The following is a 20,303-nucleotide window of genomic DNA, read 5'->3' as shown; positions in this document are numbered from 1 at the left end:
TGTCTAATTTCACCTTGAAAGCCTCATGGTTATAGATCGGTTCATGAAAAATGTCGCAATCTTAATACAAAGCATAAGCAATGGTGTGCTTATGTGGGGTAAAGCCTATAATCAAATTAGTGCATATTAAATGCAAAAGGCTGAGCTGCTCTGGAAATAGTTCTAAGTCGATAGGCTTATCGTTGACACAATCCATCTATAAAGAGGATCGGCAGGTCCCAACTGGAATGTCGCGAATTGACTGTGAATTTTGAGCCTTGGGCTAATTACAAAAAAGGGGCTAGGGTATGAGTGAATCTACGACAACAGTGCATCCAAAAATGCAAACGACTTCCAGTCTAACTCCTGTTATAGAGTGGTCTTACGATATTGATACTCGCGAGTTCGAATGTGATCAGCAAGGAATGGCAAAGGCATTTGGGATAAGTACGCCAGTAACCAGCCTAAATAACTTGTTTGATCATATGCTGATGGGGCAACAAGAAACGCTAAAACAACGAATTCTAGAAGTGGAACTCTTTGGCGGACGGGGGCGGTTTTCTTGTTGCATGATGCTAAAAAACGTTAACTTAGTGCACGTTACTATTAGTTTTGAAAGGCTCAATAAGCGCATTATCCAAGGCACTATCATTCCACAATTAACAATCACTGGTTGCGAGGAGTTAGCGAAAATTCTCGAAACGATTTTTGATTTGCCAAATGTAGGCGTTTTAGTTGCCGATGAAGATACGCGCATCTTAGGTTGTAACCGTGCCTTTGAGTTACAAATGGGCTATCAAAACCGAGATCTGGTTGGGCTTAAAACTCATATATTCAGTACCTCTCACCATAGCCAAGCGTTTTATGATCAGCTGTGGCAGCAAATTAATGATGAAGGATGTTGGTGTGGTAACTTGCTGAGCAAAACAGCAAACGGTAGCAACCAAGCTCATCATCTTTGTATTTACCGACTTACGTTTCACTCTGGACGAATTCTTTATCTCGGATTTTCTACGGATATTTCTGCTTCGTTGTTGTGGATGAAAAATCGTTGTGAACAACAGCATGATTGGGCTGCCTTTTTACCGACGAGGAAAGAATTTGAACTCCAATTAGCTACCTTAGCGAATGAAAGCAGAAATAAAGAACTCAACATTGTTATGACACTAAGACCCAAGTTTTCGGAGAGATACTTGCTTGAACAGCAATTAGGTTTTGCAGATTTTATTATGCGAAGTCGCTACACCAGTATTGCGGGGCAGTTATCTCGGGATGTGTTTGTCGTATGCTTGCAGACCCCTCATTGTCAATGGTTGAGCCCGGTTCGTTTGATCCAAATTGCCATGAAAGGGTTCTTTAATGAGCTTAGAAATGAAATGGGCACAAAAATGCATGCCACTATCGTTAAAGGCCAAACTGGTGTGTCAATCCTTGGCTATGATACGAACCGACCAAGACAAGCGCTAGCACATGCAGCGCAAGCAATGTTGTCCTCTATTTCCGGTGAAGGCAGCTATTTCAACTTTTACGACAGTGAACTTCACTCTGAATTAGTGAAGCGCCAACATCTCGAGGCGTTTTTGGAGGCGCAAATAGAGAGTGGGCTAGTGGACGTTTACTTTCAACCGATTATCGACGTTCAAACCGGAAGCGTGGTTAAGTTCGAGGCTCTCGCACGCTTCTATGATGAAAATGATGCGTATTGTACGCAAAAGATGATCGCTATTATTGAAGATCTAGAACTCATAGCGGCACTTGATGATGTGGTCTGCCAAGCTGCGTTGAAGCACTTTCCGCGCTTACAAGAAATTTATGGCGAGGAAGTGGGCGTGACCATCAATCGCTCCCTCAATACGAAATTGGATTCTCTTCAGATCCTTCAGCGGTCGCATGATTTGATTAAAGCCAGTGGTGTAGACCCTAAGCGAGTAACTATCGAGCTAACAGAAACCGCGTATTTTGAACAAGATGAGGAGCATACTCGAGCTCTAGAGGAAGTGCGGAAAGAGGGCATTGAGATCGCGATTGATGACTTCGGTACTGGGTATTCTTCTTTTTCTTATCTAGAAAAAGGGCAGTTTGATTTACTGAAAATAGACCGAAAATTCGTTAAGAACATTCATAAAGGGAGCACCAGCTATAACATTGTGAAAATGGTCACCGAGCTTGCACAGCAAATGAATGTAAAAGTGGTTGCTGAAGGCGTGGAATCTAAGCAAGAACTTCAAGTATTGGCAGAAATCGGTGTCGATTACATGCAGGGCTTTCTATTTTCTGCTGCCGTGCCTGTCGATTTGATGGATAAAGCGGACAGTTATGAGCATCTGTTCTCTGACATCGCGATTGAGTCTAAGCAAAGTGATGTGTTGCAATCTGTGAGCCATGAACAAGTCAGGTCTATGGACCCTGGAGAACCGCTCTCCTTGGCAGTGGAGTACATGAATTTGAATCCAAGCTCGCCTTTAGTTGTTCTCAATGAAAATCGTTGTGTTGGGTTAATTACGAAAGAGACGGTGAATTTACACCTAACGCCTTCGATGGGAACAGAGCGAGAAACTGAACGAGAAAGCCGAATTTGGAAACGTCCTGTTAATCAGATAATGAGCACCGAATTTGTGTTGGTTGATGAGGATTTACCTGTCTCTGTTATTCGAGAGTTGGTTAAAACCGGCATTCGTTTCCCTTGGGTACTGTGTAATACCAAAGAAGAGTACCGTGGAGTTTTAACGCAGGAAGACGCGTTGAAGTATCTTGCTTCTCTGTGAATAAAATTGTCTTACCGTTTTAGCTCATTTGGGGGCCGACTTTCGGTGGTTTGGCGATAGTTGATTTGATATTATCGCCCCCCAAAATGACTTTTGAGCGTGCATTCAACATGATTCAACAATTGCTGGTTACTTTCCCTCCGATGCTATTTGGCGCACAAGCGCTACTGACTTTGCTTCTAATAAAGGGCGATATTTGTCCTGGTCAGCGAGGACGTCTTCATAAAATGTTGCCAGCAGTAGCTGTATTGTGGCTCGCTGTTGCGTCACTTCGCATTGAAGCATTTATGATCGTGTTTGCTATTTTCTACTTCTATTCTCAGGTTCAAACCAAGAAAACGCGTGAAAAAGGGCCACTATGGGCGATGCATTTAGCGAATGGTTTGGCCTTTGCGTATGTAAGTATTCAGGTATTTGAGCAATCAAGCTGGCCAGCATCGATAGCGATGGCGCTAATGATATTTTTCCTTGGGGCGTCATTTTCTCAATTGCTACTTACGATAGCTCGCAGCAGATTACAGGCATTTCACCGCATTTTACCAGTTACTGGCATTGTGTCTGGAATGCTATTAGTCATCGCAACGTTGTTTGCTTCTTACCAGTTAAATGAAGCCACACTAAACGCTGCAACACAGCCGATCTTGCTGTCTTTAGCTATGCTAATTTCTTCAATTATTGTGTGGTGTTGGCATATTTTTACGCATAAGAAACCAGAAAAGGTGCAACTGAGCGTAGCCTTGTTGCTAGCACTCGCGTCGATGACGAGCCTCCAAGGTTTATTCTCTCTCGCGGCTTAACCTCTACTCTAAAGACAAAGCTAGACGGCTTATATCCAAGTGCTTTCTTGATGCTTGGGTATAAGGTGATCACGTTTTAGATCTCACTCACTTTAAATTCGCGTGATTACTACTACGCTTGTTTATATACCTTGTCGAAGAGGAGAGTCGCGATGGATTTAAGCAATGTAGGTAATCTGGACAGCACTATTTTGCTAGGTATCGTCAACGAAAAGCTACGTTTAGAGTGCGACAGTTTTGACGAGTTAGTATCAGTGTATGAGATGGATGTAGAGTCCGTAGTCGGCAAGCTTGATATGCTCGGTTATCAGTACGATCCATTGACTAACCAATTTAAAGCATATCAACGCTAAGCCTTTCATAACCCAAATCTTTTAAGCCACCTTGATTCCGTCAAGGTGGCTTTTACATTGTAGCCTCGCGGTTGCGAAAAAAGCTTGTAAGTAACGCTTTTCTTTCTCAGAGTGACGCGTTGCAGCAAACAAGCGACGCCATAAGCCTTGGCCGAAAGGTTTACTGGTAATAAGACCTTGGCGAGAAAATTCAGAAATCGCCCAATTGGGTAGTGCCGCCACCCCTAATCCAGCAGAGACCATCTGAACTAACATGAGAGTGTTGTCGGCTTGCTTCCATTTCGCAGGTTCTATTCCTGCTGGCTGAAGAAAGTGTTTTACGACGTCTAGCCTTTGTTTTTGAACCGGATAAGAGAGCATGGTTTGATCTGCGAGATCTTGCGGCTCAATAATTTCTTTTTCCGCCAATGGGTGGTTGGTTGCGGTAATTAAACGCATTTCAAAGTCGAATAGAGGCTCGTAGTGGACTTCAGATCGAGGTTGGATATCGGAAGTAATAACGAGATCGAGTTCGCCTGCCAATAGAGCTGGGAGTGGTTCAAAGCCAAAACCAGAGGAAAAGTCCAATGTTACGCTAGGCCAAGCAAGTTGGTACTCCCTAAGTGCAGGCATTAGCCATTGGAAGCAAGAGTGACATTCAATGGCCATATGTAATCGGCCATTGACGTCCTCTTTCAAGCTCGCTAAATCATTTTCTGCTCTTGCGAGTTTCGGAAGGATATCTTCTGCAAGACGCAATAGGATTTCTCCCTCTGAAGTGAACTTCACCGGACGAGTCTTTCTCAGGAACAGTTGCCCTCCAATTCGCGCCTCCAAATCTTTGATCTGATGAGACAGTGCCGACTGAGTGAGATGCAAAGCGGTCGCTGTCGCCGTTAGAGAGCCAGTGTCTCGAAGCGAAGTGAGTGTCCGCAAATGTTTTAGCTCTATCATGAATTCCTTTCATCCTTTGTTGCTCGCTATGAACAGAATAGCAATCGTGTAAATAACTTAACGACAAAAAATGGATATGTAAACGTCTAGACGTCTATTTGTTGTTTTTATTTGCGAATCATGTCGCTTCATGATGAATTTTTTTAATAAACAAGTTGAATAAATGGACGTTGTTCTAATATAAGATGAGAGCGATAGTTTAGCCATCCAGACATCTTAATCTTTACCGAAAGATGCTCTGATCCAAACAAATTGAACAAAATTGAGAAAGGAATAGGGACATGGCGACAACGACTCACATATTAGGTTATCCACGTATCGGTGAAAAAAGAGAATTAAAATTCGCTCAGGAGAAATACTGGCGAGGAGAAATTGAACAAGCTGAGCTTAAAAAGGTTGGGGCAGATCTACGCGCCAAAAACTGGCAAACACAAACGGATGCTGGTCTGAGTTTTGCCACCGCTGGCGACTTCGCTTGGTACGATCATGTACTGACGACCACGTTGCTATTGGGTCATGTGCCAAAGCGTCACGCTGATGGTTTCCCTAACCTGGATACGTTGTTTAAAGTGGGTCGCGGTCAATCTCAGGCGGGTTGCAGCTGTGCGGGCGCTGCGGCATCGGATATGACCAAATGGTTCAACACAAACTACCATTACATTGTCCCTGAGTTCAGCAAGGACGATACGTTTGAAGTGAGCTGGCCGCAACTGTTTGAAGAAGTCAACGAAGCGCTTCAAGCTGGCCACCAAGTGAAGCCTGTTTTGCTTGGCCCAGTCAGTTACCTTTACTTGGGCAAAGAGGTCGAAGAAGGGTTTGACCGCTTAACCCTGCTACCACGCTTACTTACTGCTTACCAAGCTATTTTGGCAAAGCTAGCAAGTCAAGGTGTTGAGTGGGTTCAGATTGATGAGCCAATTTTGTCACTGGAGCTAGAAAGCAAATGGGCTGATTCGTTTAAGCTAGCCTACCAAGTGATTCGAAGCGATGTAAAAGTGCTGCTAACGACGTACTTTGACTCCGTAAGCGATACGCTAGACAAAATTGTAAAGCTACCAGTGGATGGTTTACATATCGATTTATCTGCCGCGCCTCAGCAGCTTGACGACGTGGTTGCCAAACTACCGGAGGGGTGGGTGCTGTCTGCTGGCGTGGTCAACGGTCGTAACGTGTGGCGCTCGGATTTGAGTGCGCAACTTGAACGTCTACAGCCAGTAAAAGAAAAACTGGGCGACAACCTTTGGGTTGCGAGCTCATGCTCTTTGCTACATAGCCCGGTTGATCTGGAACAGGAAACAGAACTCAGTGAGGAAGTGAAAAGCTGGTTTGCGTTCGCAAAACAAAAAGTAACAGAAGTCGCCTTGCTTGGCCGCGCACTCGATGGTGATCAAGATGCGATTCTCGCTTGTGATACCTACAGCCAGCCAATCAAAGCACGTAAAACGGCAACGCATGTGAATAAGCCACAAGTTCAAGCACGTTTAAACAGTATTACTGCGTCACTTGCCGAGCGCAGCGCACCTTACGCGGAGCGTGCTGCGCATCAAGCTGAAGTATTGGGCTTGCCTCTGTTGCCAACAACGACAATCGGCTCTTTTCCTCAAACGGGTGAAATCCGGGTGCAGCGCAGCGCTTATCGTACAGGTCAATTATCTGAGTCTGAATATATCCAAGCACTTAAAGGACATATTGCTGACGCAGTAAAACGTCAAGAGGCGCTCGACCTAGATGTGCTAGTTCATGGTGAAGCAGAGCGTAACGACATGGTGGAATACTTCGCTGAGAACTTGGCGGGTTTTCAAACGACCAAATTTGGTTGGGTACAGAGTTATGGTTCTCGCTGTGTGAAACCTGCCATTGTAGTTGCTGACATTGAACGTGAAAAACCGATCACAGTTGAATGGTCGACGTACGCACAATCGCTAACCAGCAAACAGATGAAAGGCATGTTGACTGGACCAGTAACGATTTTATGTTGGACGTTCCCACGTGAAGACATCACACGTCAAGAAATTGCGCAGCAACTTGCTTTGGCACTACGTGATGAGGTGTCTGACCTGCAAGATGCAGGCATCAATATCATTCAAATTGACGAGCCAGCCATTCGAGAAGGTTTACCACTCAAAAAACGCGATCACAAAGCGTACTTAGAATGGGCCGTAAATGCGTTTAAGGTCTCTGCGGCAAGTGCAAAACCAGAAACTCAGATTCACACTCATATGTGTTACAGCGAGTTCAATGAAATCATTGATTCGGTTGCGGCACTCGATGCGGACGTCATTACCATTGAAACATCTCGCTCAAATATGGAGCTGCTGAAAGCATTTGAAGAGTTCAATTACCCGAACGAAATTGGCCCTGGTGTTTATGACATTCACTCACCAAACATTCCTACGGAAGAATGGATTGAAGGTTTAATCAAGAAAGCGGCAGAAAAAATTCCGGCTCAACGTTTGTGGGTAAACCCAGATTGTGGTCTGAAAACACGAAACTGGAAGGAGACAGAAGCCGCATTGGCAAATCTGGTTTCAGCGGCGAAGAAGCTCCGTGCTGAGCTGGCGTAACACATCGTTACAGCAAATAAAAACGGAGACTGTGGTCTCCGTTTTTCTATTCTTAATTGTTAACTTTCGTTTTCAGATTATCCAATAATAGCGAATCATCGTCTCATGCCGAAAGCAACAAAAATTACTGTAGCTACTTCACCTGAGTACAAGTTTGTGCGGAAACCAACTCATCTGCCATCAACTGACCGCGAGAATTACGTACCTTAATACGATACATCAAGCCCATATCAATTTGCTTGCGAACTTCTGGGTTGCTGCAGTAGGTATAGATACTGGTATTCAGTACTTGATTTAACGGCTTTGCACCGAGTGCGCCATCGTTATAAATCATCATCATCTCTACAACATTCTTGTTGGATGAGACACGCATTATTTGCAGTGGACCGTACTCTAAAGGGAGGCCCGCAGACAAAACTCCTGCTCGGTTTGATGCCATAAGCTCAAGTTGCCGCTGATTATCATCGGTTGATGAACAGCCAGCCAGAGCACCAAATACCAAGAAAAGACACAGTAATTTTTTCATAAATTAAAACACTTTTTTGAACGGTTTCACGATTACATTATCGTAAACACCAGCCGCTACGTAAGGATCGGCTTCTGCCCACGCTTTAGCATCCTCTAGCGAGGCGAATTCAGCGATGACAGTTGAGCCCGTAAATCCAGCTTCTCCAGGATTGTCAGAATCTATCGCAGGCATCGGACCAGCTGTAAGAAGGCGACCTTCGTCTTGTAACTTTTGTAAGCGATCCAAGTGTTGTGGGCGAACGCTCATGCGTTTTTCCAACGAGTTCTCAACGTCCTGTGAAAAGATGACATACCACATAGCATAGTTCCTTAATTGGTAGGGTAAAGTGTTAATTTAACGCCTTTTTTGTGTCTCTCACAAGTGAACAACAGAAAATGTGAGATCCTTTCTAACTGTTAGCGTTGTAGGTTGACTAATTCTGAACCGGACGTGGTTTACCTTCACTGTCAATGGCTACGTAGTTGAAGGTCGCATCACAAACCATGAAGCGTTCGCCAACACCGTGAGCTTTGACGGGTTTGACCCATACTTCCAAATCGACACTCATGGATGTGCGGCCGATCTTAGTGCATTCGCCGTAGCAGCATACGACATCGCCCACACCAACAGGTTTTTTGAACGTAATGCTTGATACCGAAACGGTGACAACGCGACCACAAGAGATCTCTTTTGCCAGAATCGCGCCCGCTAAGTCGAGCTGAGACATTATCCAACCGCCAAAAATATCGCCATTGGCGTTTGTATCTGCAGGCATTGCAAGGGTACGAAGCAGCATTTGACCTTTCGGAGAGCTAATTTCTTGACTCATTGTGACATCCTAAATCTTAAAGGCGCTCAAACTAAACGCCAACATAGTAAATACCTAGAACCAAAGGTCCTTAAAAAACCGCAGATACCGGACCAGAGAAAGTTGGTTTACAGCAGCAAGAATGGTCTGAAAACGGTACGTTGTTTGAGCGGTTTACTGATACATGGAGCAAAACAGCGACCCTAAGGTCGCTGTGAAGTCGCGGATTATAGCAAAACTGAGTTTTTAATCATCAGTGGACACATCGGATGAGTTATTTTTTTGTTCTTTTGGCATGTGTTTATAAATGTAAAAGCCAGTCGCAATCATGTAGGCAAATGTCGCGATCAACATTCCAAATACTTTGAAGTTAACCCAAACATCCAACGGCAATTCGTAAGCAATATAAATGTTTAGGCCAGCGAAGAATGAGAAGAAGCCAACCCAAGCCCAGTTAATCTTTGCCCAAACAGCGTCAGGTAACGTAATTTCCTTGCCTAGCATACCTTTGATGGCTGATTTTCCCAATGCGTGGCTCACTGCTAAGCCAATCGCCAGAATCGCGTAAATGATGGTGACTTTCCACTTTATAAAATTGTCGTCGTGGAAGAAAAGGGTCATGCCGCCGAAGATAGTGACGATAACAAATGTTATTAGCTGCATCTTTTCGACTTTCTTATACAGCGCATAGGTGACGACAAGCTGAATGCCTGTTGCTGCGATCAGTGCACCTGTCGCCACATAGATGTCGTACAGCTTGTATAAAGCGAAGAAAACGATGAGTGGTATAAAGTCTAGGATCTGCTTCATGATGGCAAAATCTACCTAATTGTTGAATTGAAGACAGTCTAACGGAATCTGACAAGATGTGAATACTGGGGAAGTTAAGGTAAGAATAGTAACGCTTAGTATATCGTACAGCCCGCAAGCTTCTTCCACGTCGAAACAGCAAATGGAAAGAATAAAAATTGCCGCGTGAAGCGGCAATAAAGTTGAGAGTTTTAAACCTTAAGCAACACGTTGATATTGGGAAATAAGCGTTTTTACATCTTCTAAATAGCCTTCCCGTAGTAAGTTATCGACCGTTGCTTCTAGCTCTTCGAGAGACATCGTGAAGCAAGTGGATTTACCAGTCATCAGGCTCAGATATTGATGATACTCTTCTTCTGTATAGTGGCCTAAGCGATCAAGTAACAGTGTTTTGATTCCATGATGAATCAAGCCGTAGTATGTATGTCGATGAAGTAACATGGCGATCTCCTTATCAAGCTCATACGCTACTCATTTGCAGCCTGCTTGACCTTCTGGATAATTCGATTTACCCCAATAATGCACATCTAGTGCCAATTCTATATTTGCAAATTAAAAAGTGTTGGAAGGTGCAAAATTCTCGTTCTGTAACCATCTTTGGATGACGACTTGAAGTGCATTTAACGTGGTGGGCTTTTCGAGTCTGTCATCCATGAGTTTCGAAATTAGCTCCAACTCTCTAGCTCCAGACTCACCAGATAAGGCAATGATTGGAACGGAGGATGTGATTTGCTTAATCCGTTGGCTTGCGTCAAATCCATTCATTACCGGCATTTGGACATCCATAAGAACGAGATCAATCTTGTGAGAGTGGAATAGTTCTACCGCAGAGGCTCCATTATTTGCTTGTAAGCTGTTGACTCCCAGCCTTTTTAAATACATCTGTACCAAGGTGCGTTGCACCTCTTTGTCATCAACAATGAGCACTGTTGGTGCATCTTTAGATACTTGTACGTGTTGAGCTGAATGATTTTCAGAATGTGATGCAGTTGCTTTCCAGCTATCAAAGTCCGGTGCTCTTAATGTCTCTGGTTTTGGTGCGTTTGGTACGACTGGGAAATACAAGTAGAATTCTGTGAACTCATTCAATTCAGACTGGCACTCTATTCGTCCTCCGAAGGAGCGCATAACACGTTGGCAATAGCCCAAACCTAAGCCACTGCCTCCGCTTTTTTGATACGAGAAAAAGTCATCAAATATCTTGTGTAAGATACTGCGATCTATACCTGGCCCACTATCTCGGAAGATCAGAATGTTTTCGTAAGCCCCCGTCTGGGTACGAATCTCAATTTGACTGTCGGGATAAGAATCAAAATAGTAGATAGCGTTACGAATCAAATTGAAAATGACAAAGTTAAACAGGGTCTCATTTAACTTCGCGACAAAATCGTGTGCCTGTGGCAGGTTAATTCTCTCTATTATTTGATCGTTTTCAAAACCATAACGGCTTACTGCTTGGTCGATGGCTTTATGTATGGAAGTGAGAGCTAAAGGCTCATGCTCTGGTGAGCTGTCGCTAACTTCTCGTAAAATAATATCGATAAGTTGTCGACCGCGTTGTATAGCGGCTTCACCTTTATCAATTTCTCTTTTTAGCATATCCAGTGAGGCGTTTGACTCTATATGCTGTTTTAAAGCTTCAAATTGTAATTGTACTTGAGCGAGAGGGTTACGCATTTCATGTGCAATGGAGTTAGCCAGCGCACGGCTTTGGCGTACCTTTCTATCGGCTTCAATGGTGCTCTGGATGCGAACTAATAACGTTTGCAGAGCTGAGATTTCTTCATTAGAAAACAGCTTATTATCTATTTTATGTGAAGAAATTAGTAAGTGAGTAACAGACTTTCCACGACCGAAGAGAGGCATAACGAGCGCAGTATTGCTTGAGCGCATACGCTCGTAGAGCTTTCTCATAGACCCTTTAGAAGAGGAGGCATAATCAATTTCTTCAGACAACTCATCAAGCACGAGAACTGACTTGCTTGACGGCAGGTACTCTTCGTAAAACGTTTCTGTGTAATTGCTAGTGACTAGCTGTAGCTTGTTGTTTGGTATGTTAAGTAACGATGCCAACTGATGCATAGCATCATCTATTGAGCGTTTAAACTCTTCCTCTAACCCAAGGATTTGCTGAACGGGAGTGTGTCGTTTCCCATAAATAAAATACGAAGCGAAACGACTGACTCGCTTAAAAAGCAAGTGCCAAGTGATACCGATAAGCGCGCATAAAGGTACCGCAACAAGCCATTGGTTATCTTCAGAGATAGGAATAAATATCGCCCCTAGCGGCAGAACAAAAATGGCGCAGACTAAGAGCGCGCTTACCGTTAAGTACGTGAGATATTTAGCGCTGTAGAAGCGAGAGGTAAGTAGGGCATAGCCCACAAACAACATTTCGCTGATTGAAAGTGCTGGTGGTAACCAAGTTAGGGAGAAGTCGCCAAGGAAATACGTCATTCCAAGGTGTATCACTGCCGTAGATAACATGAATACCAAAATGCCAGCGATCATATAGTTGCTTTTTGCTAGCGTGAGCTTGCTGCTGTTAGCGCGCATGGCAATCAAGTTAAGCAGCGTTAGTACCACGAAAGCTAGCAAACTAATGAAAAAATATGAGGTATGTGGGCCAAATTCAATGACGAACTGGCTTGGACCACTAATGGTGACATTTTCGACAGTAAGATTCGGCACTAAGTTGATGTACAGTGAATACGTTGCTAGTGCGACAAAGACGACTTTTTGCCAGACTTTGACCGCTGTTTTTTTAACATCTGCGGTTAACTGGCAAGAAAAATAGAATGCAAACGCAAAGGCGAAAAAAGACGCTAAGTTCGCTAACTTAGCCATAAAAATGCCACCAACAGAGCCTAATTCTGGCAATAAATCGGTATGGAAATAGGCGTTGCTGCTTATCCAAACAATGATACAGCTGGAATAAGCGATGTAAGGCGCGTGATGCGAGCCTAAGATTGATTCACTCTTCTGTTTTAGGCGATAGCAGTAATACAGTAGCCAAGCGAATACTATTAGTACAGTCGCGTACAATGCCATTGCTTTTGGGTAAAAGAGACCGTGCAAATGAACATCAAGCATGCTCATTCACCTTTTTATCCATTCTTTTTGTTCGTACGCAATGTTTGTAGTCGCGAAATTGTATGTCTTGAAATGCTTCAACCATCATACCTAAATTCCAGAAACCGCGGTATGTCTTGGTACCGTCACCGTTAATGTCGCGGTATCCTGAGTGAAAGTAGGCACTTAAATCAATAGATTGATAGAAATTTAACATAAATACTTGCTCAATAATGGTAAAGCCGAGCTTATAGCCTGCTTTATAGAGCTCGCTCATCATAGTTTTTTGCGCCAGATACAAAAAATACAGCTTTTGTTGAATGTTGCCTCCCACCGTAAGACGCAGTACTTCACAAACCGCTTCACTGTTCTTTACACGAGATTGAAACTGAGCATCAAACTCAATAAGAGTGTGCTCATGAGTTAGAGCACGACACTCCAAAATACCCAGTTGATTGAGAACACTGTACCCATGATTAGGAAAGCAAAACTGCCATTGTTCGTTACTAAACTGTGGTGAGTAACTGAGCCAGTTATTTCGTTGATGCCAGCCTTGCACTAAAGCGGAGGAGACCATGATTGGTGAAGATGACGATTTGAGCAAGAGCGCAAAGTGCTGCCCTTTTTGCGAGAGTGATAAAAGAGGCAAGATTTCAAACCATTGTTCAGTTTGGACGAAAAGCTCAAGATTACTCAGTGTGATCGCTTTGGAAATCGGCATTAACGCTGCATGATTTGGCAGCATTACCTCAAGATCGCAATCTGCGATATCTTCAATTAACACGCTAGTATAGCTGTGGTCGTCAAACGGAAGCGGAGTAGGAATCGCAGCTTCGTTTGAAGGATATTTTTGCTTGATTGCTTCGATCTCGCATTGACACCAGAAAACCATCCAATGCGGGTAACAATCTGCGGCAAGTTGTTCAAGTAAACGAATCTCTTTGGAGAAACCTGTCGGATAATGTTGCACTAAATCTCGATAATCCATTAACTCAAATAGTGCAGAAAGACTTTTTGATGCGTGTTTAGGAAAGAGAGATTTAAGCAGTTTTATTCGATACAGAGCAACCTGTTGAAAAAGAGCATCTCGTTTTTGTTTCGTTAGGGTAAGAATAACTGAGTCAACCAGTGCCTGCTGCTTTGATTCGATCGGCAAATTTGTTTTGGTGAGATATCCCAAAGATTGCTCAAGACTCATGATGTAACCTAGTTCTAACGTTTTGTTATATTTTGTAATGGTTTATATCATTTTGAAAAATTTATGCCATCGGTTTCTATTTGTATAGTTACGTAATGCAAGAAAAGACAAAAAAACCGCTCATTATGAGCGGTTTTTGGTCTATTCAAGAAAGGGTTAGGCTTCTTGCTTTTTTAGCTCAGCTTCTGCCGTTTCTTCTTCAATTAGCGCATCAACGATAACTGCACATGCAGCATCACCTGTGATGTTCAGTGCTGTACGAATCATATCGAAAATACGGTCAAGAGCGAATAGCAGCGGTAGACCTTCAATTGGAATGCCAGCGGCAAGAAGCACGGCAACCACTAGGAAAGAAGGGCCAGGAACACCCGCTTGACCAACAGCACCCAATGTAGACGTTACGATAATTGCAATGTAAGCGCCCATGCCTAGATCGATATTGAACAGTTGAGCAAAGAAGATAGCAACCAAGCCATAGTAAATCGCATTACCTGACATGTTGATCGTTGCGCCTAGAGGCAGAACAAATGATGCAGTTGAATTTTTTACGCCAAGCTCTTTTTCACAGGTGTCCATTGTGACAGGCAGTGTTGCCATAGAAGACGCTGTTGAAAGCGCAACTGCTTGCGGTTTCTTCATTGAAGACAGGAATTTCTTCGCAGATGTCTTCGTGAAAACATGCACCATTGCTGGGTAAACAATGAAACCGAAGATTAGGATGGCGGCAACGTAAACAACGAACAGTTTAAACACCACCATTAGCGCACCAAAACCAAACGTACCGACGGCTTCTGCCATCAGACCAAATACACCGATAGGTGCAATGATCATTACTTTGTTGATCATCCAAACCATTGCGTCAACGATGCAGTTAACACCATTGATGATTGGTTCACGACGTTCTTTTGCTTGCTTAGAAATCGCAATACCAAAGAACATACAGAAAACGAGGATCTGTAGGATGTTTGCTTCATTTAGTGATTGGAAAACGTTGGTTGGGATCATACCAGTGATGGTTGCCCAGAAAGTAGGTAGTTCACCTTTTGAAGCGTATTCTGCTGAAAACATGCCTTCAACGCCAGAGACGTCGATACCCATGCCTGGTTGGAATACTTCACCCATAAATAGTGCAAGCGCAACGGCTAGGGCGGATGTTAAACCAAAATAACCTAGAGTGACGACACCAACTTTACCTGCTGACTGGCTGTTCCCAAGACCAGCGGCGCCAGAAATCAAGGCTACAGCGACCAAAGGAATAACCAACATTTTGATTAAGTTGATAAAGATAGCACCTAAAGGAGCGAACACTGTCGCATCATGACCCATCATGGCACCAACGGCTGTGCCCACGATCATGGCGATTACGACTTGTACGCCAATGTTGTTTAGCAAACTCTTTTCTTTTAACACTTCCATAACCTCTGTGCTAATAAAATGTAAAATCCTAAAATTACCCACTAACCATAAATGGATTTACGGATAATTATCTCGCCTTGCTTTTTACACTTATCGTTTACAATTGGCAATATGCAGCAAGGTATTATTGATGGATTAATCGATATTTTCTTGACGAACGATAAAGTTTTGTTCAATAGCAAACGTTTGCTATTGATTTTTCTTATAAGGGTCGCGCTTGGGATTGTTCAAGTTTATTTTTCTTTATTTGTTTTCTTTTTGTTAATTTTAACCGCTTTTGTATTTGCTATTGCAGTCAGAGTTTTTAGTGGCTTGGGTTGATATTTATAACAATTCATCTCTTTCAAGCTCACACTTTTATTAATTTGTCTTCTGAAATGTTAATTGCTTTACATTCTTGGCTCTAATTGCGTTGTAAACATAATGTTAAATGGTAATGACTAGTGAGACTCAAATGCTGACGATCCAGTGTTAGAGATAACTTGCTTAGTTAATGCTCCTGAGCTGATTAGACGAGAAAGACAAGTAAGAGGTGAAGAGACTATGATGAATCTTGCTGCTGCGTTACAAAGAAATGCTGCGAGTAAACCAGATAAAACGGCGTTGATATGTGGCGCTGAAAAGATAAATTATGCGCAGTTTGATGCGATCGCCGGCAAGATCGCAGCGTCTTTAATCAATAAAGGCGTAAAGCCAGGTGACCGCGTTGCGATTTCATGCCCAAACATTCCTTTTTTCGCGTTTGTTTATTATGCAATACAAAAAGCTGGCGCGGTTGCAGTCCCATTAAATGTGCTTTTGAAAGCGCGAGAAATTAAGTATCACTTAGAAGATTCAAAAGCGAAGTTTTATTTCTGCTTTGAAGGGACGAAAGAACTGCCAATGGCAAAAGAGGGTGTCAAAGCCTTTGAACAAGTCGATACATGCGAAGGCATCGTCGTATTGACTCAATCTCAAGATGAAAGCTATTGGAATGGTGTAATAACTCTCAATGCGTTTATAGCTGATGTCCAACCGTTGCCGGATTATATACCGCGTAATGCGGATGATACTTGTGTGATTTTGTATACATCAGGGACGACAGGCTTACCAAAAGGCGCTGAGCTGACTCAGCAGAACATCATAATGAACGCTCTGGTGGCACAAAATATTATGGGCAGCCAGGCCGATGATATTCACTTAGTAACTTTGCCTTTATTTCATACATTTGGTCAAACTGTCCACTTAAATGCTAGTGTTTTGGGCGGGGCAACATTGGTGTTAGTGCCTAGGTTTGAGCCTAAACATGTTCTTGAGCTGGTGGAAAAACATAGGGTGACGATATTTGCTGGTGTGCCAACGATGTATATCGGTCTGCTTCATGTGCAGCATCAATTTGATACCTCGTCATTGCGTGTTGCAGTAAGCGGTGGTGCGTCATTGCCAACCGAAATCTTTCGAACCTTTGAAGAAACATTTAATGTGCCGATCTTAGAAGGATACGGCTTGTCGGAGACAAGTCCTATTGCATGTTTTAATCATTTGGATCAGGAGCGTATACCAGGCTCGGTAGGTCAACCGGTTCAAGGCGTCGAAGTAAGAGTTATCGACATTGAAGGCAATGCACTACCGATAGGCGAAGAAGGTGAGATTGTTGTGCGTGGTCATAATGTTATGAAGGGATATCTTGACCGTCCAGAAGTTACTGAATCTGCGCTACAAAATGGTTGGTTCCATACTGGTGATGTGGGCCGCTTTGACAGTTCAGGTAATTTATTTATTGTCGATAGAATGAAAGATCTGATCATTCGAGGTGGATTTAATGTTTATCCCAGAGAAATTGAAGAAGTTTTCATGACTCATCCTGCAGTTTCAATGGTCGCGGTGATAGGGATTCCAAATGAAGAGTATGGCGAAGAGATAAAAGCTTACGTTGTACTTAAACCAAAAGAATACATTGACGCCGATTCATTACAAAAGTGGGGTAAAGAGCAATTAGCCTCGTTTAAATATCCTCGTTATGTCGAAATTCGTGAACACCTCCCGATGAGTGCGACAGGAAAGATTTTGAAACGTGAGTTGAAATCTGAATTGAATATAGCTTAGTCAATTCAATGGTTTTTGTGTCACAGCGCCACTTGCCTAAGCGCAAATGGTGTTGTGCTCTTGACCAATTAGATGCATAAGTTTTTTAGCTATCGTTAGACAATACTTACCGTTTGCTGAATGGATCTATTGCTCGAGTTCTTTAAAGTATTCTTCTAAGCGTTTCGGATTGGTAATGGTTACTGAGCCATAGTTTAGCTCTAGCATCCCGATACTTTCTAATCGTTTTAGTATCTTGTGTACGCTCTGACGAGTTAGCCCCATCATGTTAGCGATATGTTCTCTTGTTACCCTGACAACGCATGGTCGAGTATCGATCGCTTGATTAAGTTGGTATTCAGCAAGTAGCAGCAACCTTTTGGCGACTCGTTCTTCAATTCCTCTAATCGCGTCATCTTCGATAACAGAAATAGCAGACCACAAGCGGCGGCTAAGTAAGTCGAGTATAGTGGGGTAACTTTGAGGGTATTTGGCGAGTAATTGGCGAAATTTATCTCCAGGAAGCTCCATTACAGTCACGTCAGAATGCGCGGTCGCACCAAAAATACGAGGCATGCCGGGAGAAAAAACATTGTCTCCAAACCAGCCACCAGCTTCGAAAATCATCAGTGTGACTTCTTTGCCTTTTGAACTAATTGAGTTCACTCTCACTGCACCTTGAGCTATGACCATAAGAGAAGATTGAAGCGCACCTTTATTGCAAATCAGTGCTTTTTCGTCGAAGCAGCGAACCTTAGTCATTTGCGCTGCTTCACTAAGCCCTTTATCTGGCAGCCCTGATAGTACAGGACATTTGGCTAGCAGTGTTTTGACTTCTTCCATGTAGCAACCTTACTGCACATTGCTTTATTGAGTTAGTTAAGTTACCCAAGCTTAACACTCTTTGAGTGCTCTGCTTGAGATAGATTTGGAAAGTGCGGGCGTTGAACAAAAAATGACGTGGCATAAACGCGATAGTAAGAAAACGCCCACTAAACATAATGTTAAGCGGGCGTTGTTGTGTCATATCAAACTGAAATTATTTTTGAGTGGCGGCTTTCATTGCAGAAACGAATTCACCTAGCTTGTCGAGCATAATTTGTGGCTGATCAACGTTCGCTTCAATGATTTTGACCACGGCTGAACCAGAAATTGCACCAGCGGCGCCAGATTCTAGTGCTTGTTTCACCTGTGCAGGCTCTGAGATGCCAAAACCAAGTAGTGCTGGTGGCGCATCAAATTGGTTCAGTCTATCCAGCATATGACCTACAGGCATGTTTGCTTTGGTTTCTGCGCCAGTAACGCCAGCACGAGAGAGTAGGTAAGTGTAGCCGCCACCTAACTCTGATACTTGCTTCAGTGTTTCATCACTTGCCGTTGGTGGTGCGATGAAGATTGGGTGAATACCAAACTTCTCTGCAGCAGCAACAAATGCAGCACTTTCATTAGTTGGTACGTCTGCAATCAAAACAGAATCGATGCCTGCTTTTGCACAACGCTCATAGAAGTTCTCGATACCACGAGAGTAAACAAGGTTCGCGTACATCAGAAGACCAATAGGCAACTCTGGGTATTTAGCTCGGATCTTACCGATTTGCTCGAAGCAGATATCTGGTGTTGCACCTGAATCTAACGCGCGAATGTTAGCGCCTTGGATGGTTGGGCCATCGGCTAGCGGATCTGAGAATGGAATACCAAGTTCAAGGGCATCTGCGCCAGACTCAACCAGTGTTTCCATGATTTTGTAAGACTGCTCTGCGTTTGGATCGCAAACCGTTACGAACGGTACAAATGCGCCTTGGTTCTTTTCGTTTAGGCGCGCAAACATCTTCTCATAACGGCTCATTAGATTGCTCCTTTTTCTTCTAAGATGGCGTGTACGGTGAAGATGTCTTTGTCACCACGACCTGACAGGTTAACGACCAATAATTGCTCTTTTTCTGGATTCTCACGAGCCATACGCAGTGCGTGTGCCACGGCGTGAGAAGATTCAAGTGCAGGGATGATGCCTTCATGGCGTGCAATCTCTTGGAATGCTTCTAGCGCTTCATCGTCTGTCACGTTGTCGTATTCAGCACGGCCAATTGCGTTTAGGTGTGCGTGCTGTGGACCAACTGAAGGGAAATCAAGGCCAGCAGACACCGAGTAAGACTCTTCTACTTGGCCGTTTGGATCTTGCATCAATGGTGCTTTCATACCGAAGAAGATGCCTGTTTTACCATGCTTAAGTGGTGCACCGTGCTGGTCAGTATCGATACCTTTACCTGCTGGCTCAACACCAATTAGGCGAACGCTTTCTTCTTCGATGAAGTCAGCAAACATACCAATCGCGTTTGAACCACCGCCCACACATGCGATAACCGCATCAGGAAGACGACCTTCACGTGCCAAAATCTGATTCTTCGTTTCTTCACCAATCATGCGTTGGAAGTCACGCACGATCGTTGGGAATGGGTGAGGGCCTGCCGCTGTACCTAGTAGGTAATGCGCATCTTCATAAGTTGCAGACCAGTCGCGTAGCGCTTCGTTACATGCGTCTTTAAGCGTTGCTGAACCCGAGTGGACAGGAATAACTTCTGCGCCCATTAGCTTCATACGGAATACGTTCGGGCTTTGACGCTCAACGTCTTTTGCACCCATGTAAACGCGACACTTAAGGCCAAGTAGTGCACACGCTAGTGCAGTTGCTACACCGTGTTGGCCTGCCCCCGTTTCTGCGATGATTTCGTTTTTACCCATGCGTTTTGCAAGCAGAGCTTGACCTAACACTTGGTTGGTCTTGTGCGCGCCACCGTGAAGTAGGTCTTCACGTTTTAGGTACAGTTTGGTTTTCGTACCTTTGGTTAGGTTACGAGTTAGAGTCAAAGCCGTTGGACGACCCGCATACTCTTGAAGAAGCGTCATGAATTCGCTGCGGAATTCTGGATCTTCTTGCGCGTCGATAAACGCTTGCTCTAGTTGCTCCAGCGCTGGAACTAGAATTTGCGGAACGTACTGACCGCCGTATTCGCCAAAGTAGGCATTCAGTTTTGCCAT

General features: G+C 43.7%; 17 protein-coding genes. 5 read left to right on the top strand and 12 right to left on the bottom strand.

The annotated features are described in order from the left end of the window. The first annotated feature begins 287 nt into the window (after positions 1 to 287). The 3 genes from R7E42_RS17155 to R7E42_RS17145 all read left to right on the top strand — a co-directional run bounded on the left by R7E42_RS17155 (position 288) and on the right by R7E42_RS17145 (position 3,894). A complete protein-coding gene (locus R7E42_RS17155) occupies positions 288 to 2,744 on the top strand; it encodes an EAL domain-containing protein (RefSeq protein WP_318072863.1) in 2,457 nt (818 codons plus the stop codon). An 86-nt stretch (positions 2,745 to 2,830) separates the two neighbouring features. Then, a complete protein-coding gene (locus R7E42_RS17150) occupies positions 2,831 to 3,541 on the top strand; it encodes a hypothetical protein (RefSeq protein ID WP_005389354.1) in 711 nt (236 codons plus the stop codon). A gap of 152 nt (positions 3,542 to 3,693) precedes the next feature. Beyond that, a complete protein-coding gene (locus tag R7E42_RS17145; RefSeq protein WP_005376762.1) occupies positions 3,694 to 3,894 on the top strand; it encodes a DUF4250 domain-containing protein in 201 nt (66 codons plus the stop codon). Positions 3,895 to 3,915: 21 nt separating this feature from the next. Here the strand turns inward: R7E42_RS17145 and metR are convergent, their stop codons facing one another. Continuing rightward, positions 3,916 to 4,827: an HTH-type transcriptional regulator MetR gene (gene metR / locus R7E42_RS17140; RefSeq protein WP_005386724.1), complete on the bottom strand. Its 912-nt coding sequence runs from the start codon at positions 4,825 to 4,827 to the stop codon at positions 3,916 to 3,918. A gap of 281 nt (positions 4,828 to 5,108) precedes the next feature. Between metR and metE the strand changes: the two genes are divergently transcribed. Then, a complete protein-coding gene (metE, locus tag R7E42_RS17135; RefSeq protein ID WP_318072862.1) occupies positions 5,109 to 7,391 on the top strand; it encodes a 5-methyltetrahydropteroyltriglutamate--homocysteine S-methyltransferase in 2,283 nt (760 codons plus the stop codon). Between the two features lie 133 nt (positions 7,392 to 7,524). Here metE and R7E42_RS17130 read toward each other — a convergent pair whose 3' ends face one another. The 8 genes from R7E42_RS17130 to R7E42_RS17095 form a co-directional block, all read right to left on the bottom strand. Then, entirely contained in the window at positions 7,525 to 7,917 is a 393-nt protein-coding gene (locus tag R7E42_RS17130) for a GspS/AspS pilotin family protein (RefSeq protein WP_005386726.1), read from the bottom strand. Between the two features lie 3 nt (positions 7,918 to 7,920). Further along, positions 7,921 to 8,217 carry a YciI family protein gene (locus R7E42_RS17125; RefSeq protein ID WP_005376766.1) on the bottom strand — a complete coding sequence of 99 codons (297 nt, stop codon included), beginning with the start codon at positions 8,215 to 8,217 and terminating at the stop codon, positions 7,921 to 7,923. A 115-nt stretch (positions 8,218 to 8,332) separates the two neighbouring features. Beyond that, complete coding sequence (gene yciA, locus R7E42_RS17120) at positions 8,333 to 8,728, bottom strand: acyl-CoA thioester hydrolase YciA (RefSeq protein ID WP_005376768.1); 396 nt, start codon at positions 8,726 to 8,728, stop codon at positions 8,333 to 8,335. A 225-nt stretch (positions 8,729 to 8,953) separates the two neighbouring features. Then, positions 8,954 to 9,517 carry a septation protein A gene (locus R7E42_RS17115; RefSeq protein ID WP_213894013.1) on the bottom strand — a complete coding sequence of 188 codons (564 nt, stop codon included), beginning with the start codon at positions 9,515 to 9,517 and terminating at the stop codon, positions 8,954 to 8,956. 198 nt (positions 9,518 to 9,715) lie between these two features. After that, positions 9,716 to 9,958 carry a hypothetical protein gene (locus R7E42_RS17110; protein WP_005376770.1) on the bottom strand — a complete coding sequence of 81 codons (243 nt, stop codon included), beginning with the start codon at positions 9,956 to 9,958 and terminating at the stop codon, positions 9,716 to 9,718. 111 nt (positions 9,959 to 10,069) lie between these two features. Beyond that, complete coding sequence (locus tag R7E42_RS17105) at positions 10,070 to 12,610, bottom strand: hybrid sensor histidine kinase/response regulator (protein ID WP_318072861.1); 2,541 nt, start codon at positions 12,608 to 12,610, stop codon at positions 10,070 to 10,072. Then, complete coding sequence (locus tag R7E42_RS17100) at positions 12,603 to 13,787, bottom strand: acyl-homoserine-lactone synthase (protein WP_318072860.1); 1,185 nt, start codon at positions 13,785 to 13,787, stop codon at positions 12,603 to 12,605. The genes R7E42_RS17105 and R7E42_RS17100 overlap by 8 nt, the downstream gene beginning before the upstream one ends. 156 nt (positions 13,788 to 13,943) lie before the next feature. Next, entirely contained in the window at positions 13,944 to 15,203 is a 1,260-nt protein-coding gene (locus R7E42_RS17095; RefSeq protein WP_222712504.1) for a dicarboxylate/amino acid:cation symporter, read from the bottom strand. Positions 15,204 to 15,746: 543 nt separating this feature from the next. Between R7E42_RS17095 and R7E42_RS17090 the strand changes: the two genes are divergently transcribed. Continuing rightward, positions 15,747 to 17,288: a long-chain-fatty-acid--CoA ligase gene (locus tag R7E42_RS17090; protein ID WP_033905678.1), complete on the top strand. Its 1,542-nt coding sequence runs from the start codon at positions 15,747 to 15,749 to the stop codon at positions 17,286 to 17,288. A gap of 126 nt (positions 17,289 to 17,414) precedes the next feature. Here R7E42_RS17090 and R7E42_RS17085 read toward each other — a convergent pair whose 3' ends face one another. The 3 genes from R7E42_RS17085 to trpB form a co-directional block, all read right to left on the bottom strand. Next, on the bottom strand, positions 17,415 to 18,110 hold the full coding sequence (locus R7E42_RS17085) for a Crp/Fnr family transcriptional regulator (RefSeq protein ID WP_005376777.1): 696 nt from the start codon (positions 18,108 to 18,110) through the stop codon (positions 17,415 to 17,417). A 196-nt stretch (positions 18,111 to 18,306) separates the two neighbouring features. After that, positions 18,307 to 19,113 (bottom strand): tryptophan synthase subunit alpha, encoded by an 807-nt coding sequence (gene trpA, locus R7E42_RS17080; protein WP_318072859.1) that lies wholly within the window; start codon positions 19,111 to 19,113, stop codon positions 18,307 to 18,309. Next, positions 19,113 to 20,303: tryptophan synthase subunit beta (gene trpB, locus R7E42_RS17075; protein ID WP_005376781.1), on the bottom strand; the 1,191-nt coding region annotated here is incomplete at its 5' end. The genes trpB and trpA, both read right to left, overlap by 1 nt.

Origin of the sequence: Vibrio sp. Vb1337 (assembly GCF_033338715.1) — a bacterium.
Taxonomy (GTDB): domain Bacteria; phylum Pseudomonadota; class Gammaproteobacteria; order Enterobacterales; family Vibrionaceae; genus Vibrio; species Vibrio alginolyticus.
Note: the sequence above shows the minus strand (reverse complement) of the source record. Positions and strands in the feature narration are given on the sequence as shown.